Source organism: Roseobacter sp. YIN89 (assembly GCF_057219365.1).
The window spans coordinates 475,684-499,763 of record NZ_JBXVVD010000004.1; the positions used below are offsets into that span (position 1 = coordinate 475,684).

Annotated in this window: 27 protein-coding genes; 17 read left to right on the top strand and 10 right to left on the bottom strand. The window is 57.5% G+C overall.

What is annotated here, in order from left to right:
• Positions 1-147: 147 nt before the first annotated feature.
• Together AC2D8V_RS18185 and AC2D8V_RS18190 are read right to left on the bottom strand one after the other, a co-directional pair.
• A complete protein-coding gene (locus AC2D8V_RS18185) occupies positions 148-2,664 on the bottom strand; it encodes an ABC transporter permease (protein ID WP_484735011.1) in 2,517 nt (838 codons plus the stop codon).
• Positions 2,661-3,350 (bottom strand): ABC transporter ATP-binding protein, encoded by a 690-nt coding sequence (locus AC2D8V_RS18190; RefSeq protein ID WP_484735012.1) that lies wholly within the window; start codon positions 3,348-3,350, stop codon positions 2,661-2,663. The genes AC2D8V_RS18185 and AC2D8V_RS18190 overlap by 4 nt, the downstream gene beginning before the upstream one ends.
• A gap of 52 nt (positions 3,351-3,402) precedes the next feature.
• Here AC2D8V_RS18190 and AC2D8V_RS18195 point away from each other — a divergent pair, with 52 nt between their 5' ends.
• Positions 3,403-4,038 (top strand): arylesterase, encoded by a 636-nt coding sequence (locus AC2D8V_RS18195; protein WP_484735013.1) that lies wholly within the window; start codon positions 3,403-3,405, stop codon positions 4,036-4,038.
• A gap of 39 nt (positions 4,039-4,077) precedes the next feature.
• On the opposite strand, the gene AC2D8V_RS18200 is transcribed toward AC2D8V_RS18195, so the two are convergent.
• Positions 4,078-4,284, bottom strand: coding sequence for a cold-shock protein (locus tag AC2D8V_RS18200; RefSeq protein WP_484735014.1), 207 nt, complete (start codon positions 4,282-4,284; stop codon positions 4,078-4,080).
• 560 nt (positions 4,285-4,844) lie between these two features.
• Here AC2D8V_RS18200 and AC2D8V_RS18205 point away from each other — a divergent pair.
• Together AC2D8V_RS18205 and preA are read left to right on the top strand one after the other, a co-directional pair.
• The gene (locus AC2D8V_RS18205; RefSeq protein WP_484735015.1) at positions 4,845-6,176 is read left to right on the top strand and encodes an NAD(P)-dependent oxidoreductase; all 1,332 of its coding nucleotides are present in this window, start codon (positions 4,845-4,847) and stop codon (positions 6,174-6,176) included.
• 25 nt (positions 6,177-6,201) lie between these two features.
• The gene (gene preA, locus AC2D8V_RS18210; RefSeq protein WP_484735016.1) at positions 6,202-7,503 is read left to right on the top strand and encodes an NAD-dependent dihydropyrimidine dehydrogenase subunit PreA; all 1,302 of its coding nucleotides are present in this window, start codon (positions 6,202-6,204) and stop codon (positions 7,501-7,503) included.
• Positions 7,504-7,510: 7 nt separating this feature from the next.
• Here the strand turns inward: preA and AC2D8V_RS18215 are convergent, their stop codons facing one another.
• Entirely contained in the window at positions 7,511-7,984 is a 474-nt protein-coding gene (locus tag AC2D8V_RS18215; RefSeq protein WP_484735017.1) for a hypothetical protein, read from the bottom strand.
• A gap of 118 nt (positions 7,985-8,102) precedes the next feature.
• Positions 8,103-8,720, bottom strand: coding sequence for a TetR family transcriptional regulator C-terminal domain-containing protein (locus AC2D8V_RS18220; RefSeq protein ID WP_484735018.1), 618 nt, complete (start codon positions 8,718-8,720; stop codon positions 8,103-8,105).
• A gap of 175 nt (positions 8,721-8,895) precedes the next feature.
• Here AC2D8V_RS18220 and AC2D8V_RS18225 point away from each other — a divergent pair, with 175 nt between their 5' ends.
• The 7 genes from AC2D8V_RS18225 (at position 8,896) to AC2D8V_RS18255 (ending at position 15,719) form a co-directional block, all read left to right on the top strand.
• Positions 8,896-10,146, top strand: a complete 1,251-nt coding sequence (locus tag AC2D8V_RS18225; RefSeq protein WP_484735019.1) for a Zn-dependent hydrolase — start codon at positions 8,896-8,898, stop codon at positions 10,144-10,146.
• 92 nt (positions 10,147-10,238) lie between these two features.
• Positions 10,239-11,699 (top strand): dihydropyrimidinase, encoded by a 1,461-nt coding sequence (gene hydA, locus AC2D8V_RS18230; protein WP_484735020.1) that lies wholly within the window; start codon positions 10,239-10,241, stop codon positions 11,697-11,699.
• Between the two features lie 84 nt (positions 11,700-11,783).
• Positions 11,784-12,563 carry an ABC transporter ATP-binding protein gene (locus AC2D8V_RS18235; RefSeq protein WP_484735021.1) on the top strand — a complete coding sequence of 260 codons (780 nt, stop codon included), beginning with the start codon at positions 11,784-11,786 and terminating at the stop codon, positions 12,561-12,563.
• A 99-nt stretch (positions 12,564-12,662) separates the two neighbouring features.
• A complete protein-coding gene (locus tag AC2D8V_RS18240) occupies positions 12,663-13,595 on the top strand; it encodes an ABC transporter permease (RefSeq protein ID WP_484735180.1) in 933 nt (310 codons plus the stop codon).
• Positions 13,592-14,431: an ABC transporter permease gene (locus AC2D8V_RS18245; protein ID WP_484735022.1), complete on the top strand. Its 840-nt coding sequence runs from the start codon at positions 13,592-13,594 to the stop codon at positions 14,429-14,431. The genes AC2D8V_RS18240 and AC2D8V_RS18245 overlap by 4 nt, the downstream gene beginning before the upstream one ends.
• A gap of 23 nt (positions 14,432-14,454) precedes the next feature.
• The gene (locus AC2D8V_RS18250) at positions 14,455-15,435 is read left to right on the top strand and encodes an ABC transporter substrate-binding protein (RefSeq protein ID WP_484735023.1); all 981 of its coding nucleotides are present in this window, start codon (positions 14,455-14,457) and stop codon (positions 15,433-15,435) included.
• Between the two features lie 128 nt (positions 15,436-15,563).
• Positions 15,564-15,719: a hypothetical protein gene (locus tag AC2D8V_RS18255; protein ID WP_484735024.1), complete on the top strand. Its 156-nt coding sequence runs from the start codon at positions 15,564-15,566 to the stop codon at positions 15,717-15,719.
• Between the two features lie 63 nt (positions 15,720-15,782).
• Here AC2D8V_RS18255 and AC2D8V_RS18260 read toward each other — a convergent pair whose 3' ends face one another.
• Together AC2D8V_RS18260 and AC2D8V_RS18265 are read right to left on the bottom strand one after the other, a co-directional pair.
• Positions 15,783-15,989 (bottom strand): cold-shock protein, encoded by a 207-nt coding sequence (locus AC2D8V_RS18260; protein WP_484735025.1) that lies wholly within the window; start codon positions 15,987-15,989, stop codon positions 15,783-15,785.
• A gap of 178 nt (positions 15,990-16,167) precedes the next feature.
• The gene (locus AC2D8V_RS18265) at positions 16,168-16,413 is read right to left on the bottom strand and encodes a hypothetical protein (protein ID WP_484735026.1); all 246 of its coding nucleotides are present in this window, start codon (positions 16,411-16,413) and stop codon (positions 16,168-16,170) included.
• Between the two features lie 355 nt (positions 16,414-16,768).
• On the opposite strand from AC2D8V_RS18265, the gene AC2D8V_RS18270 reads away from it, so the two are divergent.
• The 3 genes from AC2D8V_RS18270 (at position 16,769) to AC2D8V_RS18280 (ending at position 18,007) form a co-directional block, all read left to right on the top strand.
• The gene (locus AC2D8V_RS18270; protein WP_484735027.1) at positions 16,769-17,236 is read left to right on the top strand and encodes a DUF2938 domain-containing protein; all 468 of its coding nucleotides are present in this window, start codon (positions 16,769-16,771) and stop codon (positions 17,234-17,236) included.
• Between the two features lie 92 nt (positions 17,237-17,328).
• Positions 17,329-17,481 (top strand): hypothetical protein, encoded by a 153-nt coding sequence (locus AC2D8V_RS18275; RefSeq protein ID WP_484735028.1) that lies wholly within the window; start codon positions 17,329-17,331, stop codon positions 17,479-17,481.
• Between the two features lie 136 nt (positions 17,482-17,617).
• A complete protein-coding gene (locus AC2D8V_RS18280) occupies positions 17,618-18,007 on the top strand; it encodes a BrnA antitoxin family protein (protein ID WP_484735029.1) in 390 nt (129 codons plus the stop codon).
• 22 nt (positions 18,008-18,029) lie between these two features.
• On the opposite strand, the gene AC2D8V_RS18285 is transcribed toward AC2D8V_RS18280, so the two are convergent.
• The 3 genes from AC2D8V_RS18285 to AC2D8V_RS18295 all read right to left on the bottom strand — a co-directional run bounded on the left by AC2D8V_RS18285 (position 18,030) and on the right by AC2D8V_RS18295 (position 19,457).
• Complete coding sequence (locus AC2D8V_RS18285; RefSeq protein WP_484735030.1) at positions 18,030-18,431, bottom strand: lipocalin-like domain-containing protein; 402 nt, start codon at positions 18,429-18,431, stop codon at positions 18,030-18,032.
• 454 nt (positions 18,432-18,885) lie between these two features.
• The gene (locus tag AC2D8V_RS18290) at positions 18,886-19,164 is read right to left on the bottom strand and encodes a hypothetical protein (protein WP_484735031.1); all 279 of its coding nucleotides are present in this window, start codon (positions 19,162-19,164) and stop codon (positions 18,886-18,888) included.
• Between the two features lie 131 nt (positions 19,165-19,295).
• Positions 19,296-19,457: a hypothetical protein gene (locus AC2D8V_RS18295; RefSeq protein WP_484735032.1), complete on the bottom strand. Its 162-nt coding sequence runs from the start codon at positions 19,455-19,457 to the stop codon at positions 19,296-19,298.
• A 54-nt stretch (positions 19,458-19,511) separates the two neighbouring features.
• Here AC2D8V_RS18295 and AC2D8V_RS18300 point away from each other — a divergent pair, with 54 nt between their 5' ends.
• The 4 genes from AC2D8V_RS18300 (at position 19,512) to AC2D8V_RS18315 (ending at position 24,067) form a co-directional block, all read left to right on the top strand.
• Positions 19,512-20,438, top strand: a complete 927-nt coding sequence (locus tag AC2D8V_RS18300) for a lysophospholipid acyltransferase family protein (RefSeq protein ID WP_484735033.1) — start codon at positions 19,512-19,514, stop codon at positions 20,436-20,438.
• A 264-nt stretch (positions 20,439-20,702) separates the two neighbouring features.
• Positions 20,703-20,957 carry a GlsB/YeaQ/YmgE family stress response membrane protein gene (locus AC2D8V_RS18305; protein WP_484735181.1) on the top strand — a complete coding sequence of 85 codons (255 nt, stop codon included), beginning with the start codon at positions 20,703-20,705 and terminating at the stop codon, positions 20,955-20,957.
• 360 nt (positions 20,958-21,317) lie between these two features.
• Positions 21,318-22,994: an alginate export family protein gene (locus tag AC2D8V_RS18310; RefSeq protein WP_484735034.1), complete on the top strand. Its 1,677-nt coding sequence runs from the start codon at positions 21,318-21,320 to the stop codon at positions 22,992-22,994.
• Between the two features lie 20 nt (positions 22,995-23,014).
• A complete protein-coding gene (locus AC2D8V_RS18315) occupies positions 23,015-24,067 on the top strand; it encodes an SDR family NAD(P)-dependent oxidoreductase (RefSeq protein WP_484735035.1) in 1,053 nt (350 codons plus the stop codon).
• Positions 24,068-24,080: the final 13 nt, after the last annotated feature.

Here is a 24,080-nt window from a genome sequence, read left to right on the forward strand (position 1 = left end):
ATAACGCTTTGGTAACCTTGGTTTACAGCGCCGTGTACCGCCATGACCGCGGCCGGTGAAACCCGCGATTTGTTCAGCGAAGGGATTGTGCGGCGGTTTGGCCCCGCGTTTCATTGTCCTCAAGATATCCCTGCCGCACGCACTGACTCATTCGACCGCGCGCAAGGTGCGCGCAGGTTTGGCGTTCATTGCACGATACGCAAAACCCAGGCTGGCAAGGACAGTTGCGGCGATCCCGCCAAGGATAATTGCAAAAGCAGAACCCCAGATGACGGAGAAATCCGTATCCAGTACATACCTGCTTACAAGCCATCCGCCGATAATCCCGGTTGCAAGGGACACAAGGCCAGCGAATGCGCCAAGGATAACAGCACGCAACGCGAAACTTCCCAGAAGCGCGCCGCGCGACGCGCCGAGTGATTTCAGCACCGCTGCCTCGAAGATGCGCGCGCGCGTGCCGGCGGCAGACGCCCCTATCAGGACCAGAAAACCAGTGAGCAGGGTGGCTGAGGCACCGTAGGATGTGGCGGCAGCGATCCCGGACAATGCTTCGGCAACACGATCAATGGCATCTCTCACCCGGATTGCGGTGATGTTTGGAAACATGCGTGCAAGATCGCGCAGTATTTCTGCTTCGGCTTCGGGAGTTGCATATACCGTCGAGATAAAGCTGTGTGGTGCTCCGCTCAGCGCCGAAGGATTCATCGCGAGGATGAAACCAATGCCGGCGGTTGAAAAGTCGACTTCCCGAAAGCTCGACACGGTTCCTGTGATGTCGCGGCCGAGGATATTGATGGTCAGGGTGTCGCCGATGTTTAGTCCCATCTCTTCGGCCTCCTCTGCTGCAAAGCTGATCAACGGAGGGCCGTTGTAGTCTTCGGGCCACCAAGCTCCTTCAGTCAGTCGCGTATTCTCCGGCATTTGTGTCGAGTAGGTGACGCCCCGGTCGCCATCCAGTACCCAATGGTTTCCGGCCACCTCACGGGCGGGGCGGTCATTTATTTTGGTGATGATACCACGCAGCATCGGGGCGGACTGGACACGGCTCACAGCCGGGTCGCCTGCCAATCTTTCATTGAACCCGGGCATTTGGTCTTTTTGGATGTCCACGAAGAAGTAGCTGGGAGCGACCTTGGGCAAATTACCGGTGATTGCGTTGCGCAGATTCCCGTCAATCTGGCCCACCGCGGCCAAAACGCTAAGGCCAAGTCCCAAAGACAGTACCACCGCGGTGGCGCCTTCGCGGGGGCCGGAAATGGCCGAGAGCGCCCAGCGTAGCATAGGCCATCCGCGCGCATAGGACTTTCCACGCCGCGAAAGAAAGCGAATACCCAGCGCGGTTAACATGAGTGCGACCAATGCGCCCGCGATGCCGGTCGCGGTGTAGAGTGTCAGACGCCACGTGCCTGAAAACCATCCAGCAAGCCCTAAAAGCAAACCGAGTGCGATGACGGTGACAAAAATATATCGGGGGGCCGGCAAACTGGCCTGCGTCGAGAGCGCATCGCGGAAAAGAGTTGCCGCGCGTATCTCTTCGGTCCGCGCAAGCGGCCATAGTGTGAATACAAACGCGGTAAGCAGGCCGTAGAGTGCCGCTTCGAACAGTGGTTGCGGGTAGATGCCAAAAGCTGCCGGGATAGGCAGTTGCGCTTCAATCAAGGGACTGAACGCCAAAGGGACCAGCGCGCCCAGCGAAATTCCGATCAAAGTGCCGAGCAAAGAAACAGCACCAATTTGCAGGAAATAGGTCTGGAAAATCGTCGACTTCTCTGCGCCAAGGGTGCGCAGCGTGGCGATGACACCGGTTTTCTGGGCAAGATAAGACTGGACCGCGGCGGACACGCCGACACCGCCGACAGCCAGACCGGATAAGCCCACCAGCACAAGAAATGCGCCGAGGCGGTCTACGAACTCTGAAATCCCGGGTGCGCCGTTTCGTGCATCGGTCCAGCGCATACCACTGTCCTCAAAGGTTGCACGGGCCGTCCGGGCGAGCGTATCGAGGTCAGCATCAGGTGGCAGATCAAGACGGTATTTGGTTGAAAACAGAGTGCCCGGCGCCAGAAGATCAGAATTAGACAGGCTTTCGGTTCGCACGATCGTTCGGGGTCCCAAAGCGAACCCCCCGGCAGCACTGTCCGGTTCCGTGACCAACAGTGCAGATAAGGTGAAGGCCTGAGAACCAAGTGAAAAGGTGTCTCCGGGCGACAGCCCCAATCTGTCGGCCAGAACCCTCTCCATCACCGCGCCCGGTGTGCCATCTTGGTCGGCCATGGCAACCTCAAGCGGCATGGGAGGGGCGAGAGCAACCTCTCCAATCAGCGGATAAAGATCATCCACCGCTTTGATTTGCGTCAGAGCACGGTCGTCGCCGACAACTGCCATGGACCGGAAATCGACAATCTCAGACACGAGGCTCGCCTGACGCGCCATCCAGGCGCGCTCTTCTTGGGTTGCAAAGCGATAGGTAAAGTCCATTTCCGCATCACCGCCCAACAGGGCTGCGCCTTCTCGGTCGAGACCTGCTTCGATGCTGGCGCGTATCGTGCCGATTGCCGCGATGGCGGCTACGCCCAAAGCAAGGCAGGCAACGAAAATACGAAACCCGCGAAGGCCGCCGCGCAATTCCCGGCGGGCCAGTCGCGCAGCTTGAACAAGGCTCATTCCGCCGCCTTCCTGTCGTCGGCGATATATCCGTCTGACAAGCGCAGAACGCGGTCGCAGCGGTCGGCAAGGCTATGGCTGTGCGTCACAAGAACGAGGGTTGCGCCGTATCTGTCCCTAAGACCGAAAAGAAGATCGATAATCGCTGCGCCGTTGGCACCGTCGAGATTTCCTGTTGGTTCGTCCGCGAGCAGAATATCAGGTTTTGGCGCAGCGGCGCGGGCCAGCGCCACGCGTTGCTGTTCGCCGCCTGACATCTGCGAGGGGTAGTGATCTGCGCGATGCGCCAGCCCGACGGCCGCCAATCCCTCACGTGCCTTGTCAAAGGCTTCCCGGTCACCCGCAAGTTCAAGCGGGGTTGCGACGTTTTCCAGTGCTGTCATTGTCGGGATCAGATGGAAGGACTGAAACACGACGCCCATGTGATCGCGGCGAAAGCGGGCGAGCGCATCTTCGTTCATATTCGTCAGATCGTGGCCTAGTGCTTTGACACTTCCACTTGTCGCGCGCTCAAGTCCGCCCAGTAACATCAACAGGGACGATTTGCCCGATCCTGATGGCCCGATGAGCCCCAAGCTCTCGCCCTTTTGAACCTCCATGGTAATCCCGTGCAGGATATCCACTCTTCCGGCATTGCCATCGAGCGATAAAACCGCATCTTTCAAAGAGAATACCGGGTCAGACATAGGGCGCCTTGGTTTGTCGTGCTACCCCTTGGGATATGGAGCTTTGATCGTCATGCGCAAGTCATTGGGAATTGTCTTTTGCCTGTTGTCGGGTGTGGCCATGGCGGAGGAAGTGGTCGTGGCGGCTTTGGGAGACAGCCTGACACAGGGCTATGGGCTGGCTCAGCCCGACGGCTTTGTGCCGCAATTGCAATCCTGGCTGGTCGATCAGGGGCTTGCTGTCCGCCTTGTTAATGCCGGGGTGTCTGGCGATACAACGGCCGGAGGGCTGGCACGGGTCGGCTGGACACTTACCGAAGAAGTGGACGCGCTCATTGTGACGTTGGGTGGGAATGACCTGTTGCGTGGGATCGACCCAAGCGTGACGCGGGCGAACCTTGACGGTATTCTCAGCGCGGCCCGTGACGCTGACGTCGATGTGCTTTTGGTGGGGATGCAGGCGCCGGGTAACTTCGGGCCGGCCTACAAGCAGGAATTCGATGCGATCTATCCCGAATTGGCTAAAACCTACGGGGCGCTTTACGCCGAAAGCTTTTTTGAAGGGTTTGGTGACGCCGCTGATGACCCTGCTCTGGCCCGAGTGTACATGCAGCCTGATGGCATCCACCCGAACGTGAAAGGGGTAAAGCGTATCGTAGAGGCGCTTGGCCCGGATGTTGCGGCGCTGATAGAGCGGGCGCGCGACTAGAGATCGCGGCACCCGTTTGCATTTGAGTTGTCCAGCCTGTCAGGCGAGAACGATGTTGCTTGCGCTTTCGCGGCCATCGCGACCGGTTTCAACGTCGAAGGTAACTTTTTGATTGTCAGCCAGTCCGGTCAATCCGGCGCGTTCAACAGCCGAGATATGGACAAAGATGTCCTTGCCACCTGAATCGGGTGCAATGAACCCATACCCTTTTGTTGTGTTGAACCATTTTACAGTGCCATTGGCCATGTGAGTACTCCGTGTAGTGTCTGCCCACGTCATGCGGCAGGGTGGCGCGGCGATATTCAGTGCGGGAAATTGTGCGGTCTTTAGCGGGAGCCGAAGTGAACAAAAGGCCGGTCTGGATAGCTTTGCACGTCGATATTGAAATCTAGAGATGAAAAATCAAGTAAAATTCATGTAAAAGGTGCATCCCATTGTTTTTGCGCAAATTATTGCTCATGAATGGTTTTTTGCACTCCTGCATGCCATTTGGTTGGAGCAGTTTATCGGTCTGCTCATGCTCTCCTTGATCCTAGATTTTGGGTTGGCACAGCACTAGGCAAATTCCGCGATTGGCGCGGCATCCGCCTGTTTTTTTGGCAGAATAATCGATTTTTCCGCTGCCGCACAGCGGGTGCACGGGGGTTTCCGGAGGCGTCAGGTGATTGGAATCACATCAGAAAATCCGCGTCTAAGAGCGCGGTTGGTGTCTGCTTGGCAGTAACTGGTTATGAATTTTACCAGTTGATAAAAAAATGAAACCGTGAGAGCGTTTTTGAAACGGGTTCAGCAAACAGGGAAGTGTGATGCCGCACAATGAGTTTACACCGGGAATCGTTCCGGGCCGGCTGCCAGAAGAGACCTATGACGATCAGTTCTCCGATCTTCACCCGCCGCTGGATGCGCATGAGGCTCTGGTTGCGGCGGACAGGTGCTACTTTTGCCATGATGCGCCGTGCATGACCGCATGCCCGACCGATATCGATATTCCGCTGTTTATTCGCCAGATCGCGACGGGTACGCCTGATGCCGCTGCCAAAACCATTTTGAGCCAGAACATCATGGGTGGCATGTGCGCCCGTGTCTGCCCGACCGAAGAGTTGTGCGAAGAGGTGTGCGTGCGTGAAGTCGCCGAAGGCAAGCCAGTGTTGATTGGGCAGCTTCAGCGCCACGCCACGGATCACTTGCAAGCCAAAGGCATCCATCCTTTCTCCCGCGCGGCGGTCACCGGCAAGTCGGTGGCCGTCGTGGGAGCAGGTCCAGCGGGCCTGTCGTGTGCGCACAGACTTGCGATGCTGGGCCACGATGTTGTCGTTTTCGACGCGCGCGAGAAGCCCGGCGGGCTGAACGAGTTTGGCATAGCCAGCTACAAGACGACCGACGGGTATGCGCAGGCGGAGGTCGACTGGCTGCTCAAGATCGGCGGCATTCGCATCGAACAGGGCAAGCGTCTGGGCGATGCGATAACACTCGATGCGCTGAAAGACGAATATGACGCTGTGTTCCTTGGTATTGGTCTGGGCGGTGTAAACGCTCTGTCCGCGGATGGCGCGGACAAGAATGGTGTGGTCAATGCCGTGGATTTTATCGCTGACTTGCGTCAGGCAGGAGAGCTTGCCGATTTGCCAATTGGTCGCGATGTCGTTGTTATCGGCGGCGGCATGACAGCGGTTGATGCGGCTGTGCAGGCCAAACTGCTGGGTGCGCTCAATGTCACGCTGGTATATCGCAGGGGCCGTGATCGGATGAACGCGAGCGTGTTTGAACAGGATCTTGCGGCCTCAAAAGGTGTCCGCATTGTTACACATGCCGTGCCGCGGGCGGTGATCGGAAATGGCTCGGTGCGCGAAGTGGAATTCGACTATGTAGATGACAGCATGGAGGCGACAGGCGAGACACTGCGCTTGCCGGCAGATCAGGTATTCAGAGCGATCGGCCAGACATTGGTGGGCGACGGTTTGCCAGAACTGAACGGTCGCAAGATCAAAGTGGATGCTGCCGGCAGGACATCGGTAACAGGCGTTTGGGCCGGAGGGGATTGCGCCTCGGGTGGTGATGACCTCACCGTGACCGCTGTTGCCGAAGGTCGGGACGCGGCCATGGATATCCACGCAGTTTTGACAGGATCGGCGGCCTAAAGCCGCCTCGACGAAAGGACCCCAGATGGCCGATCTCACAAGTGAATTCGTAGGCATCAAAAGCCCCAACCCGTTTTGGCTTGCGTCTGCGCCGCCAACGGACAAGGAGTACAACGTTCGCCGCGCCTTTGATGCCGGATGGGGTGGCGTGGTGTGGAAGACACTCGGACTGGACCCGCATGTGGTCAATGTAAACGGGCCACGCTACGGGGCCGTGTTCGGTGCGGACCGACGCCTGCTGGGGCTGAATAACATCGAACTGATTACCGACCGGCCGCTACAAACCAATCTGGATGAAATCAGGGCGGTTAAACGGGATTACCCCGACAGGGCCATGGTGGTGTCCCTCATGGTGCCTTGCGAGGAAGAGCCATGGAAGATGATCTTGCCCATGGTCGAAGAGACCGGCGCAGACGGGGTCGAGTTGAATTTCGGATGTCCGCACGGCATGAGCGAGCGGGGCATGGGCTCTGCTGTGGGGCAGGTGCCGGAATATATCGAAATGGTCACCCGCTGGGTCAAAGCCAATACGCGCATGCCCGTAATCGTAAAGCTGACGCCGAACATCACGGATATTCGCAAGCCCGCCGCCGCTGCGATGGCTGGCGGGGCGGATGCGGTCAGCCTGATCAATACGATTAACTCGATAACTTCGGTTGACCTTGACCTTTTTGCGCCGGAGCCGACGATCGACGGTAAAGGGGCGCATGGCGGGTACTGCGGCCCGGCGGTCAAGCCGATCGCGTTGAACATGGTCGCGGAAATTGCGCGGACGCAGGAATTGGCGCATGTGCCGATCTCTGGCATCGGCGGCATTACCACATGGCGCGACGCCGCCGAATTCATGGCGCTGGGCGCTGGAAACGTGCAAGTGTGTACAGCGGCGATGACCTATGGTTTCAAAATCGTTCAGGAAATGATTTCCGGGTTGTCGGAATACATGGACGATAAGGGGATTGCCGCGGTCAGCGATATCGTCGGGCGGGCCGTGCCCAATATAACAGACTGGCAGTACCTGAACCTGAATTACGTGGCAAAAGCCAAGATCAATCAGGACAAGTGCATATCTTGCGGACGTTGCTATGCCGCCTGTGAGGATACGTCACATCAGGCGATCTCGATGTCTGCGGACCGTGTTTTTGAGGTGATCGATGATGAGTGCGTTGCGTGTAATCTTTGCGTCAACGTTTGTCCGGTGGACGATTGCATTACCATGGAAGCGATGACACCCGGCGTCACAGACCCCCGCACCGGCAAGGTGGTGGAGCCTGACTACGCCAATTGGACGACGCATCCCAATAATCCGGCCGCGAAGGCTGCTGAATAGGCCAGCCTTACCCGTCGTCGCGTTGGAGGATTGGAGCGGTCGGCAAAGGATTGGGCATTTCGAATTCCGGTTGAGCCGTTTGTGCAAAGCGGACTTTGGCTTCTTCCGCCTTTGCCGCCGCGATATCGAGTTCGCGTTGCCTTTCAGCAGCGACCTTCTCTGCCCGCAACCGGGCCTGCCGTTCGAGAAATTCGGTGGCCGGATCTGCTTCGGACTGCGCTTCTATCACGGACTTGGGCGTGGGCTGCTGAAAATCAAACAGCCCGCGTGCGCGGTTTAGCAGCAGTGATAACTGTGCCCCGCCCGTTCCAGTGCCATTTCCGGCGCCGTCGCCGGACTGGTTTGACGCACTACCCATGTTGTCGCCGGTGGCCGCATCTTTTGGCGGCAGCGTCGTTTGAATGGCCGCAACGCTTGTGTCGTTGGCCGACGGGGCCACGGGCTGCGGCGCGTATGGATTGATCAGAGAAACTGCACTCATCGGTGGCCTCCAGATGCGATTAAGATCGGACGCCCGCCACCCGTCAGGTATTAAGCCATGGTAAATATTAACCGGCGGTTAACGACGGCAGCGGTTTTTGGACACGGTGAATAATCGGTTAAGGCGACAGCAGGCGCGTAAATAACGTGGCCAGATAGCCATCTGCACCATCCTGCGCCTGTGGCGTGTCCCTCAGCAGGACACTGACCTGTGCCTCAAAGTCCGCGTAGTGCTGTGTTGTGGCCCAGATCGAAAATATCAGGTGCCGCGGGTCAACCGCGGCGAGGTGGCCCTTGTCCATCCACGATTTGATAATGCTGCATTTTTCATCAACGAGAGGTTTCAGATCGGCTTCGAGATGGGGCGCCATGCGAGGCGCGCCTTGCAGGATCTCGCCGGCGAATAGTCTGCTTTCCCGAGGCAGTTCTCGCGCCATGTCGAGCTTGCGTTGAACGTAGTTCAGAATTTCGGTCAGTGGGTCTCCGTCCGGATTAAGGGTTACAAGAGGGTCCAGCCACGTCTCCATCAACTGGCTCAAAAGCGTCACATGGATTTCTTCCTTGCCTTCGAAATAGTAAAGGATGTTTGGTTTGCTCAGACCTGCGGCATCGGCGATCTGGTCAAGTGTCGCGCCGCGGTACCCGTGCTGCGAAAAAACGTCAAGCGCCGCATCAAGGATCAGCCGCCGATTACGTTGCTGGATGCGGCTGGTTTTTTTGGGCGTGTCTCCGGGCATGAAAGCCTGTCCTTACGTCTGCCGATAATTTCAGCGATCCCGCGCCAATATGGCGAAGCCGCAATTCTTCCCGCGAAAGCAGGCCTTGACTTGCGGCAAGCGAGCCGCAATCGTGCCTTTACCAAATGGTAAAATTTGCTGCTGCGCAAGTTTCAATTTTCAGGGGAGCAACCTCATGTCAGCGCCGGGTCAAAACCTCAAGATCAATCCTGATCGGCTTTGGGACAGTCTTATGGAAATGGCCAAGATCGGGCCGGGCGTCGCAGGAGGAAACAACCGTCAGACAGTCACTGACGAGGATGGCGAGGGGCGCGCGCTGTTTCAGAGCTGGTGTAAAGCGGCGGGTTGTACCATGGGCCTTGACCAGATGGGTAACATGTTCGCGCAGCGCGATGGTACCGACCCTGATGCGTTGCCGGTCTATGTGGGAAGTCATCTCGACACCCAGCCCACGGGCGGCAAGTACGACGGTGTGCTTGGGGTGCTTGGCGGATTGGAGATTATTCGCACTCTCAATGATCTGGGGATCAAGACAAAGCATCCCATCGTGGTCACCAATTTCACCAACGAAGAAGGGACACGTTATGCGCCCGCAATGCTGTCTTCGGGCGTTTTTGCGGGGATCCACACGCAGGACTGGGCCTACGACCGCGTCGACGCAGAGGGTAAGAAATTTGGCGATGAATTGAAGCGGATTGGCTGGCGCGGTGAGGAAGAAGTCGGTGCGCGCAAGATGCATGCCTTTTTTGAACTGCACATCGAGCAGGGGCCGATTCTTGAAGCCGAGGGCAAGGATATCGGCGTTGTCACGCATGGTCAGGGCCTGAGCTGGACGCAGGTCACCGTAACCGGAAAAGACAGCCATACCGGATCCACACCGATGCCAATGCGCAAAAATGCCGGGCTTGGCATGGCGCGTATTCTCGACAAGGTCGACGAGATCGCCTGGAGCCACAAGCCTCACGCTGTGGGGGCCGCCGGTCATATCGACGTGTATCCGAACTCGCGCAATGTCATTCCCGGGAAAGTCGTATTCACGGTCGACTTCCGCTCGCCCGAACTTAGCGTGATTGAAGACATGGAAGCGCGGCTGCGGGTGGAGGCGCAAAAGATCTGTGACCAGATGGGGCTCGAGGTGGCCTTTGAGAAAGTTGGTGGTTTTGACCCGGTGGCTTTTGACGAGGGATGTGTCACCGCCATACGCAGCGCCGCCGAAAGGCTGGGGTACAGCCATATGAATTTGATATCCGGTGCCGGTCACGATGCCTGCTGGATCAACCGCGTTGCGCCAACGGCGATGGTGATGTGCCCCTGCGTGGATGGCCTGAGCCACAACGAAGCGGAAGAGATTTCGAAGGACTGGGCAATGGCAGGGGCGGATGTGCTGTTGCACGCAGTTGTCGAGACAGCGGAAATTGTCACGTGACACGAGAAGTGGGGGCCAGCCCCCACACCCCCGGAGTTTATTTGGCAAGATGAAAGAGCAATCGCGCAAGGCGCTAAATTGGGAGACGTGAGATGACCAAGGTAATCAAGGGCGGCATGGTCTGCACGGCGGACCGGACATGGAAAGCGGATGTGCTGATCGAGGGCGAAACGATCAAGCAGATCGGTGAAGACTTGACAGGCGACGAGTATATCGATGCGGAGGGTGCCTATGTCATTCCCGGCGGGATCGACCCGCACACGCATCTGGAAATGCCGTTCATGGGCACGACCGCCGCCGAGACTTTTGAAAGTGGCACGTGGGCTGCGGCTTGCGGCGGCACGACCATGGTGGTGGATTTCTGCCTTCCCGGTGCCGACGGATCGATCAAGAATGCCATTGGCGAGTGGCACCGGAAGTCCGCCCCGCAGATCTGTTCTGATGTGGGATACCACATGGCGATCACCGGATGGGACGAGAATGTCTTTAACGAGATGAAAGACGCCGTGGATATGGGCGTTAATTCCTTCAAGCATTTCATGGCCTACAAGGGTGCCTTGATGATCGAGGATGACGAAATGTTCGCGTCCTTCAAGCGCTGTGCGGAGTTGGGTGCCTTGCCGATGGTGCATGCAGAGAATGGCGATCTGGTCGCAGAGTTGCAGGAGAAGTACTTCAACGAGGGAATTACCGGGCCGGAAGGACATGCTTATTCACGCCCGCCAGAACTGGAAGGCGAGGCTGCGAACCGGGCGATCACCATTGCGGATGCGGCCGGGGTGCCTTTGTACATCGTTCACGTGTCCTGTGAGCAGGCCCATGAAGCGATCCGGCGCGCGCGTCAGAAGGGCATGCGGGTCTATGGTGAGCCGCTGATCCAGTTCCTGACGCTGGACGAGTCAGAGTATTTTAACAAGGATTGGGACCATGCCGCCCGCCGTGTGATGTCGCCCCCTTTCCGCAGCAAGGATCATCAGGACAGTTTGTGGGCTGGTCTGCAGGCGGGGTCTTTGCAGGTGGTGGCGACAGACCACGCGGCATTCAATACCGACCAGAAGCGCGCGGGACGTGATGATTTCCGGATCATTCCGAACGGGTCGAACGGGCTGGAGGAGCGGCTCGCCGTGTTGTGGACTGAAGGGGTGGAGACAGGCCGCCTGACCCCGAATGAGTTCGTTGCCTGTACTTCGACCAACGTGGCCAAAATTTTGAACATCTACCCGCGAAAGGGCGCTATCGTTGAAGGGGCGGACGCAGATATCGTCGTGTGGGACCCTAAAATAACCAAGACGATCAGCCCGGCCAACCATCATTCAGTGCTTGATTACAATGTTTTTGAAGGCTTTGAGGTGAAAGCGCAGGCGCGATACACGCTGAACCGCGGCGAAGTCATCTGGGCGTGGGGACAGAACAGCCAGCCCAATCCCGGACGCGGGCGCTTTATCCCGAGACCAGCGTTCCCGAGTGCCAGTGTTGCCTTGTCGAAGTGGAAGCAGTTGACCGCGCCGAAGATGATAAAGCGCGACCCTTTGAACATTCCGGCAGGCATTTAGGGCTTTTCGTGCGGGATATTTGGAAAGACCCAAGCCGGGTGCCGGAAACCGGCGCTTGGCGTGACAGAAAGACCAAACACCAAAATGGCTGAGACCGTAATACAGGCCAAGACCCTTGATCTGACTTTTCAAACCAATGATGGCCCTGTGCATGCGCTCAAGGATGTGAGCCTTGATATCGCCAAGGGGGAATTCGTCAGCTTTATCGGGCCATCGGGGTGCGGCAAGACAACGTTCTTGCGCTGCATGGCGGATCTGGAGCATCCGACGGGTGGGACCATCACCGTAAATGGTGTGACCCCGGAAGAGGCGCGCAAGGCGCGGGCCTACGGGTATGTGTTTCAGGCCGCCGGGCTTTATCCTTGGCGGACAATTGCCGGGAATATTCGTCTGCCGCTGCAGATCATGGGATATTCCAATGAGGATCAGGCTGGTCGTGTGGCGCGCGTCCTGGAATTGGTTGAGTTGTCGGGGTTCGAGAATAAATATCCGTGGCAATTGTCGGGGGGTATGCAGCAAAGAGCATCTATTGCTCGGGCGCTGGCATTCGATGCTGATATTCTGTTGATGGATGAGCCGTTCGGTGCGCTTGACGAGATCGTGCGGGACCACCTGAACGAACAGCTTTTGCAGCTTTGGGCGCGGACCGAGAAGACAATTGCCTTCGTGACCCACTCGATCCCTGAGGCGGTATATCTGTCGACCAAAATCGTCGTGATGAGCCCGAGACCGGGACGGATTACCGATGTGATCGACAGCCCGCTGCCCAAAGAGCGGCCTTTGGATATTCGCGACACACCGGAGTTTCTGGAGGTGGCGCATCGGGTGCGGGACGGGCTTCGCGCGGGGCACGCCTATGATTGAGTTTGCGCCTTTTGCATGCGGGCCCTCCGGGGGGAGTTTTTCTGGCAAGATGAAAGAGCTTTGCGGGGCTGCGGATGCGTATTTGCGGGGCTGGCAATGATGCGAGGTGCTCTGCCCGTATTGACTGTTTTGGCCGTCATCGTCGGGATATGGTATCTGGCGGTCGCGCCGATGAATGTACGCGTGGCGCTGGATCAGGCGGAGCGGGGCGGGGCTGTTATCGTGCCGGAAGGGTCTGTGCCGCGGCGTGAAGTGTCAGTTTGGCGATTGATGGCGGACAATGCCGAACACGTGCCGGCAGGCTATGCGCTTGAACGGCCGCGGCTGCCGACACCTGCGCAGGTCGGCGAGGAGCTATGGAAGACGACTGGCGCAATGGTGGCCAAGGGTCGGCCGTGGTCCAAACGAGGATTGGTCTATCACGGGTGGATCACGCTGCAGTCCACTTTGTGGGGCTTTGCGCTGGGTACTTTTCTGGGGATCAGCGGGGCTGTGGCGATTGTGTATTCGCGCACTGCGCAACTGAGCCTCATGCCCTGGGCGATCATCAGCCAGACGGTGCCCATCGTGGCGCTTGCTCCGATGATTATTGTGCTGTCTTCGCAACTCGGCATCGAAGGGCGCGGTGTGCCCAAGGCGATCATCTCGGCCTATTTGTGTTTCTTCCCGGTGTTGGTCGGGATGTTGAAAGGGTTGCGCGCCCCGCAACCCGCCCAACTCGATCTTTTGCGGACCTACAATGCCACGGGGCTGCAAACCTTTTTGCGGCTGCGGTTGCCGGCGTCGGTACCGTATCTGTTCACGTCACTGAAAGTCGGGATCGCGGCGGCCCTTGTGGGCACCATCGTCGGTGAGTTGCCGACAGGCGCGATCAGCGGCCTTGGTGCCCGCATCCTGATCGGCGACCAGTTCGGCACCCCGCTGGCCATTTGGTCGGCTTTGTTCGCGGCGGCGATGCTGGCCGGTGCCCTTGTCACCCTTCTGGACCTGTTACAGCGGGTCACCCTCAAGCGTATGGGGATGACCGCATGATCTGGATCTTGGGTGCCGTTCTGATTTGGCTTGGGGGGTGGGCGCTGAACATCCTGCTCGCCCGTCAGGGAGACAGTCGTTCGGTGCGGTTTGCGGTGCCGGTGGTGTTCGGTGTCACGTTAATGCTGATGTGGGAGGCGCTTGTGCATGGCTTTAACGTCTCTCCCGTTATTTTGCCGGCACCATCGACGGTCGCACAGACGCTTGCCGCTTCGACGGATATTCTGTGGACGGATTTTCAGCAGACCGTCCTTAAAGGTGCGCTGCGCGGCTTTGCCATTGGTGCGGTGTCGGCGTTTTTTGCTGCAATTCTGATCGACCGGTCGGCATTTCTCACACGCGGGCTATTGCCGATCGGTAATTTCGTTGCGGCGCTGCCGATCGTCGGCATTGCGCCGATCATGGTCAACTGGTTCGGTTTTGACTGGCAATCCAAGGCAGCGGTTGTCGTGGTGATGGTGTTTTTTCCGATCCTCGTGAACACCGTGCAAGGGCTGCGCGAAACAAGCGCCATGCAACGCGACCTGTTGCGGACCTACGCAGCAGGATATTGGCAGACCCTGCTGCGCTTGCGCCTGCCTGCGGCAATGCCGTTTATATTCAACGGATTGAAGATTGCCACGACGCTGGCCTTGATTGGCGCTATCGTTGCCGAATATTTTGGCTCTCCGACACGCGGCATGGGATTTCGCATCTCAACCGGGGTTGGAAGCTTGAGCATTGACCTGGTCTGGGCTGAGATTGCGGTGGCTGCTTTGGCAGGCACGGTGTTCTATGGCATTGTAGCCTGGATAGAAAAGCGGGTGACCTTCTGGCACCCGTCACAACGCGAATAACAAAACCAACCTCGGAGGGTATCATGAAGATCAAAGCAACTCTGGCAGCGCTGTCGCTGACCGCAACCAGCGCCTGGGCGGCGGATGATGTCACGCTGCAGCTCAAATGGGTGACGCAAGCACAGTTCGCTGGCTACTATGTCGCGCTCGAAAAGGGCTTCTATGGTGAAGAAGACCTAGACGTGACGATCAAGCCGGGTGGCCCGGATATCGCACCGACACAGGTACTTGCCGGTGGTGGCGCGGATGTCACCGTGGAATGGATGCCTGCCGCGCTTGCCGCGCGCGAAAAGGGGCTCCCGATGGTGAACATCGCGCAACCGTTCAAGTCCTCGGGCATGATGCTGACCTGCCGCAAGGATGCCGGTGTCGAGAGCACGGATGATTTCGCGGGCAAGACACTTGGCGTTTGGTTCTTTGGCAACGAGTTTCCCTTCCTGTCGTGGATGAGCCAACTGGGCATTCCGACGGACGGGTCTGACACCGGTGTTGAGGTGCTCAAACAGGGCTTTAACGTGGATCCGATCCTGAACGGGCAGGCAGCCTGCGTATCGACCATGACATACAACGAGTACTGGCAGGTTATCGATGCAGGCCTCAGCCCTGACGATCTGACCGTTTTCAAGTATGAAGATAACGGTGTGGCAACGCTTGAAGACGGGCTCTACGTGCTGGAGGAAAACCTCCAAGACCCCGCATTCGAAGACAAGATGGTACGCTTTGTGCGGGCATCGATGAAAGGCTGGAAATACGCCGAAGAGAATCCGGACGAGGCTGCTGAAATCGTGCTGGAATTCGATGAGACCGGTGCGCAGACTGAAAAGCATCAAAAGCGGATGATGGGTGAGATTGCCAAGCTGACCGCGGGAAGCAATGGCGCATTGGTGCCTGCTGATTACGAGCGGACGGTTGCCTCGCTTCTCTCTGGTGGGTCTGACCCGGTCATCTCCAAGGCGCCCGAAGGTGCATGGACGCATGCGATTACGGACAAGGCGCTGCAATAACGCACCTTTGCGTCAATTATCGGAAAAGGCCGGCTATTTGCTGGCCTTTTTTGCGTATCGAAGGTGGAATTTTGCGTTGCTGACCCCACGTTACCCGTCAGACCAGAGTTCAACAGACGGCTGAAAGAATGACATCACGTTCAGGTACAGACACAACAGAAGACTTCATGGCGGAACACAAGGAAAGCCTGTTCGGCAAGGCGGGACACGCCGCGCAACTGCTGTGCATTGGGTTCGCTTTTCTGGCGCCGAGCTTGTTGGTCTGGCAGGTTCTGCTTCGGTAATGTCAGAACAAAAAGCTGCCGTGTGGTACGGCAGCTTTTGTCGGGTATCGTTTCGCTTGGCGGTTAGGCCACAGCGATGTTAATCGCGGACTCGCGACCGTCGCGGCCAGATTCCACGTCAAACGTGACCTTCTGGTTATCTGCCAGTCCTGTGAGGCCTGCGCGCTCGACGGCAGAGATATGGACGAATACGTCCTTACCGCCACCTTCGGGCGCGATAAAGCCATAACCCTTTGTTGTATTGAACCATTTCACGGTGCCTGAAGCCATTGTCCGTGGTCTCCTTTGTAGTGCCATCCGCACGATGCGATAGCTTGGCGTCATAGATCTGGATCGAGATCTGAGCGCCGGTTTAGGGAGAGCAGGTCGAAAAAGAAAGTAGTCAGCGCAGTGACATATGCCAGAAATTGCCAAGATGGGCAATGGGTTTACGGTTTGGGGATGTGGTTTAGCCGGCGGTCTGTGCGTTGATTTCACCGGTTTCCGGCCCGTGTGCAGCCGAGGTCGCGCGGGCCAGACTGGTTTTGCACCAGAACGCCGTTGTAAACACTGTCAGCAACCCGATTGTGGTGCAGATGCCAGCAGCGACGTACAGCAAAAAGGCCTGACCAATCGTCACATCAGAAAAGATCAGCGCACTGAAAAAGGTGACAAAGCCTGCGATGCCCCCAAAGACTGCCGAAATCACTGCCATTGCCGAATTCCTCTTGCACGATTGACCACACTTTCATGCAACCGGAGTGCTGCGGCAAAATTATGGCAAAGCGGTGGTGGTTTCCTGCTTTAACGTGCCTGCCGCGCATTGGTGCGACTGTGAAGTGCATCACAGACAGATGTAGAATCAGCCGGCTAAGGTAACAGCGTCACTTGTTTGACGATCTCTAAGGTATGTTTTGGTTCGTTTTTCCAAATTGGGGTGTGCGGCTCTCTTCCTCCGTTCATTCCAAACCGACTAAAACGGGTTGGGCTGGTCCCAACCCGTCTTTTTTTCATGGAGATGTAGCCGCGGAGCGGTAGAGTGCGGTTAACGAAAGCGCGGAGCAGGGGAAATGGCAGTCATACTTAGCGGGATTGTTATGGGATTGGTTGCTACCGTCCTGATGGACCTCTGGGCGCAGCTTCTGGCGCGTGTGGCAGGCGTACCCGCACCGAATTGGGCGATGGTCGGGCGGTGGGTGGCACACTTGAACGGACGGGTGTTTCACGACGACATCTCGGTGGCGGCCCCTGTCGGCGGAGAGCGTGCCATCGGCTGGGTATTCCATTATGCGGTCGGCGTCGCCTATGGTGTGGCGCTCGCAGTGTTGATGGGGCCTGCCTGGTTGCAAGCGCCAACCCTTTGGCCTGCTTTGTTTTTCTCTATTCTGATGCTGGGGTTTGGCTGGTTCCTCCTGCAGCCGGGCATGGGCGCGGGGTGGGCGGCATCGCGCACGCCCGACCCGGCCAAGGCACGGGTTCTGGGCCTGTTGGCCCATACCGTTTTCGGTGTGGGATTGTGGCTGGGCGCACAACTTTAAGTTGGAAACACTCTGTTAACCACGAAAAGCATGCATGCTTTGCACTATTGTGCTAAGGTACGAACGGTTTTGAGTAAGAGGTTTTATTTGTTATGGCACGTATTGTGTCCAGCGTATTTGCGCTTGTCTGCATCACCTATTTCTACGAGCACATCTCGGGCAACAGCCTGGGTATTGCCGATCGCATTCACACTGTGGGCGATTGGGTAGAGCAGACAGCCCCATTTCAGATCTTTGACAGCTAGCGCCACGGCCACGGCGCTCTGATCAGATCTGTATCCCGACGGTAATGCGTCGGTATCGCGTCGGTGCGCGGCGCGCGGCGCGTTTGTCTTATCATAACCCTTGGATGAGAGGCTGTTGCCCCCAAGGAGTGAACCCATGCCCGCGCTGACCAAATCCGAACGTTACGCCCGTCAAAGGCTGATCTACCACCTCTGGCGCGCGGATGGGGAGGACGAACTGCCCCTGCACCGGATGGCCGAAGAAGTGCCCGAAGCGTGGCACACCATTGAGGCGGATATCGACTGCTACGAACCCAAGGTGAAACTGACGCTTTACCTTGATGCCTCGGTCGCCAAGATGTTCCGTGCGATGGGCACGGGGTATCAGGCGCGCATCAATCGCATCCTGAACACATGGCTCGCGATGAAAATGGGCGGGCTGATGGCCGAAGACGCAGCCTTAATGCAGCGCCGCGCGGATTTGCTTGAAACAGAGAAAGAAACCGGCCGATTGCCCGGATGGGGCAGCCATATCGGACGGGAATGAGTGCGCGCGGCCCGTGCGACGGTCAGGCGCGCCGCCAGCGGATCACCCCGCGACCGGTCTTGCCCTGAAATTCGACACCTTCGGCCACCAGTTCAATCTCGTCCCCGTCGGGCAGGATGTGGCGTACCTGCGTGCTGCCCGCCCAGTCGGGGTAGTGCGCGGCGATGACAGTATGATGCACCTCATCGCCATGAAGCAACCATGTGCCATAGTACGAGAAATAGCTCGGGTCGCCGTTTGAGGGTACACCTGACTGGTGCCTGTCCGGATCCCACAGGTGGGCAGTCATCGCGCCGTCGGCGGTATAGATGATACGCCCCCGCGCGTGCGGGCCGTAAGGCAGATAGGTGCTGCCGTCTTCAAAGGTGGTGACGAAAGAGACCATGTCCCAAACGCCAATGAGGTCTGCGGGGGAGAGGGGCATAGGGCGGCTCCGTCAAGCGGTTTGCCCCAGTATGACACGGCCAGCACCGGAAGTTTAGTGGCGAGGGTGACGATCGAAACGGGCGGGGCAAACGACTGACGAGAACCCTTGAGCCGCAAAGGTCGTGGATCGGTCTGGCGCGCGATCACTGACACTTTTTCACGTTCCGGGCGGCGGCTAAATTCTGTATCCTTGGCGTGGAATTCGACATTTTTATTGCCGTCAGGACATGGATCAGAGGGGGTTCCCCGTTGAAAGAGCTGGCTTGGTTGCTGTCCGCCCCCCATCTGGCCCACATGCATTCTGTACCGCTGCCACACTGCCATGATCGACAGAGATGAAGTGGCCCTTGTCGTGTACGCGACCTTCACATTCGCCACATCCGATCCGGGGTGCCATGCCCAAAGGTGCATTCAAGCGTGGCAAACCTTTGCGGGTTCAGCGCATCAAGGGGTCATCCTTTTTTGCAAACAAACGGTGTATTGTTGCCTGTCTTTCCGGTCGCTTCGGTTTTTGCCGCATTCAGGGTGACGCGGTATCGGTCGCCTCTGCCGTAAGGGTCTAGGTGAATGTAGGCACGAGACCCGCCGTCATACTTGGCATTCAAAATCTTGTCCGCTGTGCATTTCCACCCGTTTCCGGCATCGACGGTACCGGCCGCGACCGCGCCGGAAAACGCAGATGCAACGGCAAAGGTTATCGCGAACACTTTGTATGTGAATGCTTGGGTCATTCGGGTGTTTCCTTCTTTAATTGATGCAAGAGAGTTCAAGGTCAGAAAAATACCCAATCAGTGTTTTGAGACGGGAAGATTCTGTCAAGAGATCAGGGTTGCGACATGCCGGCCAAGCTGCCCGATCATCGTCAACCATCCAGCAGTACACGGGCAATTGTCAGACCCTTTGACCACCGGAAGTTCAGTGGCGTGGGTGACGACCGGCACCGGCGCGGCGAACGACTGGCATGAACCGTCCTGACCGGCCCTGTGTTTTCCACGTTACTGCGCGCGACGTGGCGTATGCCCATTGTAAATCCTGATGGCATGCAGTGTAGTAAAGCAACCAAAGTCGGGCTGCATACATGAGCTTTACCAATACCAAAGACCGGTTTTTCGAGGCCTACGACACCTTTTCAAAATGGCTTTCGCAACGATCCAAGCCTGTCAGAAAAGCGGTTTATTCGGTTTTTGGTGCGCTGCTGAAACTCGTCTACCTGGTGCCGGGCAGTTCTGTCCGGCAAACTGCCGTTGCCCTGACCGCGCATACGGGGCACCGCTCGCCAAGGCGGTTGTACTGGGAATATGTGCGGCAATTCTTGATGGGATTTGATCGGGCGGAACGCATACGACACGGTTTCGGGGCAGAGATTGACGATACGCTTTCCATTCCGGACCGCGGCAGGATGGAAAAACTTCTAGAGAAAGGTGGCTTTATCCTTGTCTTGCCGCACGCCCACTCGGCGATCCCGATGGCCCGTTGCCTCAACCGCATACATCCCCTTTTGAGCATCGTTCGGGTATCGAAGAACAAGAACCGCGCCGCGGCCCAGTACGAGCTTTACGAAAAGATCGGATGCGCGTTTGTGGATGTCAGAAGCGCTGATCCTGCGACGGTCGCGCGCGCCATTCTGAAAGCCCTTAAACAGGGGCACATAATAGCCGCCATGGTGGACCGAATTGACGAGCCCCCCTCAGACACGGTCAATGCCGCCAGAGATATGGCCGCGGTAACGGCCTTTGGTGAGACGGTAGGTGTGCAGACCTGGCCGGCGCGATACGCCCAGCGAGCGGGTGTGCCGATCGTTCCCGGGACAGTGCTGCAGACAGATGACGAGATGCAGCTGGTTCTGGGCGAGGCTGTCACACCGACAGCGGAAATTGCGTCTACAACCCAGGCATGGATGGGAGAGCTGGAACAGCTTTTGCGGGAATATCCGCAGGAGTGGATTTTCTGGCTGGACAAGCACTGGTCACGTGTCCTTCGTCGCAACCCACCCGCGCGTAACTAGTTCCGCCTGTGTCGGCACGCAAACCGCTTGCCGCGCAAAAGCTGTCGGCAGAATTGCCCGCGACCCTGTCGTTTGTACCGGAAAACCCACGCTGTTGATTTTCGGCGGGCGCTTGCGGTGGCGGAGCGGTCGCCCGTGATATGCCATCGCGGGCCAGCATTGGGCCTTTCGGCAGAAAAGGATCAGGCGGCGATTACGGGGCTTGAGTTGGCTGGCAACAACAGCGAAGGTTCCGGCAGGCGTGGTTCAAAGGGAGGAAAGATCATGGAATTCGGCAGCCTTGTTGCAATGCTTATCATCGGTGCTCTTGCCGGTTGGCTATCGGGCAAAATCATGAAGGGTCGCGGATTTGGATTGCTGGGCAACATCATCGTCGGGATTGTGGGCGCATTTGTTGCGGGCCTGATTTTTCCCGCGCTCGGGTTTTCAGTTGGCGGCGGGGTAATTGCCTCGATTTTCCACGCGACCATCGGTGCTGTTATATTGTTGTTCCTGATCGGGCTTGTGAAACGCGCTTGAGGGACGAAGCAGCGGCGCAAGCCGTACTGACGTAGGTCTGCACCGAGCCCGAAGCGGCCGGACCGGAATTATATGGTTCGCTGCTGCAGCAATCGGGTTGTCCAGACCGTACGGAGAATTGCGCCGCAACGCAGGCACAAGAACGGCCATTCGCTATCGACGTCACGAAACCTGTACAGCCTGTGACCGAGTTGGAGCACCTCGAAAAACCGTGCAGCACGGTTAAACAGTTTTTGTTGACGCAACGTACGGCTGGCCTAATTCCTCGAACATAGAACGTTTGAGATAAGGCTTGTGGTTGTGCGAGGGATATCTTTTTACAACTTTTATTTGTTTATTTTTGTTGCAGTTTTTTGCTCGTTGCTTGGCCTCCAAACAGCGCAGGCGCAGGGTGTCGCAGGTGTTGACCCGTACACCAACCAGTTAATCGAAAGAGTTCAGGTCAAGATTGTAAGCCCGAGCGATGATGCAGGTTTGAATGCACGGGTAGAAGATAGTGTGCGCACGACGCTCGCTCTGTTCCCCGGTCAGCGATTTTCTCAACAACAACTTGAACTGCGGTTGGCACAAACACGACGAATTCGCGATGTGGGGGACGTTGAATATGACGTCTCTTTTGGTCGTAGGGGGGGCCTAAACATCGCTGTGCAGGTTACGCTGGGCGATACCGCCGAACCCGAAGGGCGCGGGATGTCTTTTGGTGGTAAGTTTCCGACTATTTACGAGAAGGACGGCACCTACCTGCGGTTCAAGTTGGACGTCTTGGGTTTGTATTACGCCAACAACAACGCGTGGTACGGGCGGCCTGATTTGATGCTCAACGGCAACCCGCTGGTCGAAGGGGAACCATCCGGTGAAGGCTTTGATGACTGGTTCGAAGCCTACGTTCATTACGGCATTTATGGAATTACGCCCATCAACGACAACCTTTACGTCTACGGCGGGCTGAGTGCGATCACGGCAGGGTCCGTGGGGCAAGAACTTTTTACAGACAAGACGCGCAGCTATACGGGAATCGAAGATGCCTATGTAGGGCTGGTCGGGGGTGAAACGTCGTCGGAAGGGAACCGGTTGTCCTACAACCTCAGCGTCGGGCGTCAGCGCTTCACGCTCGCCAACGGCTTTCTGATCGCCAACACAGCATCGAACGGGAGCAATCGGGCAGCTTTGCAGGCAAACGCACGCTGGTCAGCGGATATGCTAGCGTTGGCTCGCCTGCGCTACAACACCACCATGTTCGAGCTGTTCTATCTCGATCCTGACGAATTGGACGTCGTAGATTCCGAAACAACATATGCGGGTGCAAACCTGGAAATTCAGCCAACGCCCAATCTCGAACTTGGCATCAGCTACGTGACCTCACCCGTCTCTAGCTTCAACTACTTCAGCCCCGTTGGTGGTATTGCAGGCACGCGCGAGGGTCTTGAGGTGTTCGACGCACGCTTCAACTATGCGCCGAACGGCATTGGTGCGCCCGGTGTCTTCTTTGGTGGCGAGTATGCCATGCAGCGCAATCGAAATTTCGACATGGACGCCCGCGCGGGCTGGTTGGAGGTGGGCTACAGTTTTGCCGAGGCAAAGTGGTCGCCGACAGTTAGCTACCGGATTTCAAGCTTCAGCGGTGATGATCCCGATACAGACACCTACGAGCGATGGGACCCCATGTTATCCGGAGGCACGGGTGAACAGTGGGTGCAGGGGGCCAATCACTTCAAGGTTGTCCAAGATAGCAACGTAATTGCCCACCGCGTTCAGGCGCGGTTCCGTCCAAACCCAAAGTTCGAACTGGTGCCACAACTCTGGGCGTTTTACGCAGAAGACAAGAACAACATCGGGGGCAACCCGGCGCTGAGTTTTCTGTCTGATTCAGAATACGGGTATGAGGCAAACATCACGGCCAAGTGGTTTGTGAACCGCAATACCTATGTGCACGGGCATATCGCTTACACATGGCCCGGCGACGGGACCAAGGCAGCATTAGGCGGGGATGCTGAAGACTGGCTGAGTGCCATGCTTTTCGTCAGATACGCGTTTTGAAAAAACAGGGAGACAATTGAATGCACAGAAGAGATATACTGAAAGGGATTGGTGGGGCGGCAACCGCGACGGCGGTTTCGGCAAATGTGGGAGACGCGCGCGCAGATACCGAGGCGTCTTTTCCCGATGCTGGCGACTACGCAGAAGCATGGGCCCCGACGGACCCTGAAATCCCTCAAAGGCGGAATGTTTCGCCTTTGCCTGATGATTACTTCACACCGGGCCGCTTTGAGGGCAGGACAGTTATTGTGACCGGCTGTGCGCGTGGCATGGGGCGCGGGGCAGCATGGCGGTTGGCCCGCGAAGGGGCAAATGTCGTGGGCGTCGACTGGCTGGAGGAGCAAGGCCGTCAGACCATGGAAGAGATCGCAGCGGAAGGCCTGTCGACGCGTTTTCTCGCAGGGGACGTGGGAACAGATGAGACTTGCGAACAGATGGTGCGCCTCGCCGTTGAAGAGTTCGGCGGTATAGATGCAGCACTCAACAACGCGGGCGTCATGGATGGTGTGTTCTCGGGCGAACCGATAGACTATGAAGCGCAAAAAGATCTGATTTTCGCGCCGATACATGAAGCCAATGAGGAATACTGGGACAACGTTTTCCGCACCAACGTGAAAGGCGTTTTCTTCTCGATGCGCCATGAATTGCGGCAACTGATTGCACAGTCGCGTGGCGGGTCAATTCTGAATGTGGGGTCTATTGCCGGCCTCACGGGGCTTGCCGGAAACCCTGCTTATGTCGCTTCCAAGCATGCCGTGAACGGCATGACCAAGAATGCGGCTGTGGACTATGCGCCTTATGGCATTCGCGTGAATTCGGTCAACATGGCGGCAACCGATACCCCCATGGTGGAACGCGCCGGTGCGCTGGTCGCCGCCCAGTATGCATCAGGCAAGCCAAACACTGGAATGGGTCGGTTGAAAACCCAAAGCATACTTGCATATGCCGATCAGAACAGCCGCTCTGCGGCAGTGTCGGAGCAAGTATCAATGATGTGCTACTTGCTATCTACCGAGGCTGGGAACATGACCGGCGCCACCTACTCGACCGACGGTGGCTGGACGGCGTTTTAACGCGTTGCGGAGA

Bases quoted from the DNA above. Each gene is read 5' to 3' on its own strand.
- AC2D8V_RS18185 (WP_484735011.1), bottom strand. From the start codon at position 2,664: ATGAGCCTTGTTCAAGCTGCGCGACTGGCCCGCCGGGAATTGCGCGGC.
- AC2D8V_RS18190 (WP_484735012.1), bottom strand. From the start codon at position 3,350: ATGTCTGACCCGGTATTCTCTTTGAAAGATGCGGTTTTATCGCTCGAT.
- AC2D8V_RS18195 (WP_484735013.1), top strand. From the start codon at position 3,403: ATGCGCAAGTCATTGGGAATTGTCTTTTGCCTGTTGTCGGGTGTGGCC.
- AC2D8V_RS18200 (WP_484735014.1), bottom strand. From the start codon at position 4,284: ATGGCCAATGGCACTGTAAAATGGTTCAACACAACAAAAGGGTATGGG.
- AC2D8V_RS18205 (WP_484735015.1), top strand. From the start codon at position 4,845: ATGCCGCACAATGAGTTTACACCGGGAATCGTTCCGGGCCGGCTGCCA.
- preA (WP_484735016.1), top strand. From the start codon at position 6,202: ATGGCCGATCTCACAAGTGAATTCGTAGGCATCAAAAGCCCCAACCCG.
- AC2D8V_RS18215 (WP_484735017.1), bottom strand. From the start codon at position 7,984: ATGAGTGCAGTTTCTCTGATCAATCCATACGCGCCGCAGCCCGTGGCC.
- AC2D8V_RS18220 (WP_484735018.1), bottom strand. From the start codon at position 8,720: ATGCCCGGAGACACGCCCAAAAAAACCAGCCGCATCCAGCAACGTAAT.
- AC2D8V_RS18225 (WP_484735019.1), top strand. From the start codon at position 8,896: ATGTCAGCGCCGGGTCAAAACCTCAAGATCAATCCTGATCGGCTTTGG.
- hydA (WP_484735020.1), top strand. From the start codon at position 10,239: ATGACCAAGGTAATCAAGGGCGGCATGGTCTGCACGGCGGACCGGACA.
- AC2D8V_RS18235 (WP_484735021.1), top strand. From the start codon at position 11,784: ATGGCTGAGACCGTAATACAGGCCAAGACCCTTGATCTGACTTTTCAA.
- AC2D8V_RS18240 (WP_484735180.1), top strand. From the start codon at position 12,663: ATGCGAGGTGCTCTGCCCGTATTGACTGTTTTGGCCGTCATCGTCGGG.
- AC2D8V_RS18245 (WP_484735022.1), top strand. From the start codon at position 13,592: ATGATCTGGATCTTGGGTGCCGTTCTGATTTGGCTTGGGGGGTGGGCG.
- AC2D8V_RS18250 (WP_484735023.1), top strand. From the start codon at position 14,455: ATGAAGATCAAAGCAACTCTGGCAGCGCTGTCGCTGACCGCAACCAGC.
- AC2D8V_RS18255 (WP_484735024.1), top strand. From the start codon at position 15,564: ATGACATCACGTTCAGGTACAGACACAACAGAAGACTTCATGGCGGAA.
- AC2D8V_RS18260 (WP_484735025.1), bottom strand. From the start codon at position 15,989: ATGGCTTCAGGCACCGTGAAATGGTTCAATACAACAAAGGGTTATGGC.
- AC2D8V_RS18265 (WP_484735026.1), bottom strand. From the start codon at position 16,413: ATGGCAGTGATTTCGGCAGTCTTTGGGGGCATCGCAGGCTTTGTCACC.
- AC2D8V_RS18270 (WP_484735027.1), top strand. From the start codon at position 16,769: ATGGCAGTCATACTTAGCGGGATTGTTATGGGATTGGTTGCTACCGTC.
- AC2D8V_RS18275 (WP_484735028.1), top strand. From the start codon at position 17,329: ATGGCACGTATTGTGTCCAGCGTATTTGCGCTTGTCTGCATCACCTAT.
- AC2D8V_RS18280 (WP_484735029.1), top strand. From the start codon at position 17,618: ATGCCCGCGCTGACCAAATCCGAACGTTACGCCCGTCAAAGGCTGATC.
- AC2D8V_RS18285 (WP_484735030.1), bottom strand. From the start codon at position 18,431: ATGCCCCTCTCCCCCGCAGACCTCATTGGCGTTTGGGACATGGTCTCT.
- AC2D8V_RS18290 (WP_484735031.1), bottom strand. From the start codon at position 19,164: ATGACCCAAGCATTCACATACAAAGTGTTCGCGATAACCTTTGCCGTT.
- AC2D8V_RS18295 (WP_484735032.1), bottom strand. From the start codon at position 19,457: ATGGGCATACGCCACGTCGCGCGCAGTAACGTGGAAAACACAGGGCCG.
- AC2D8V_RS18300 (WP_484735033.1), top strand. From the start codon at position 19,512: ATGAGCTTTACCAATACCAAAGACCGGTTTTTCGAGGCCTACGACACC.
- AC2D8V_RS18305 (WP_484735181.1), top strand. From the start codon at position 20,703: ATGGAATTCGGCAGCCTTGTTGCAATGCTTATCATCGGTGCTCTTGCC.
- AC2D8V_RS18315 (WP_484735035.1), top strand. From the start codon at position 23,015: ATGCACAGAAGAGATATACTGAAAGGGATTGGTGGGGCGGCAACCGCG.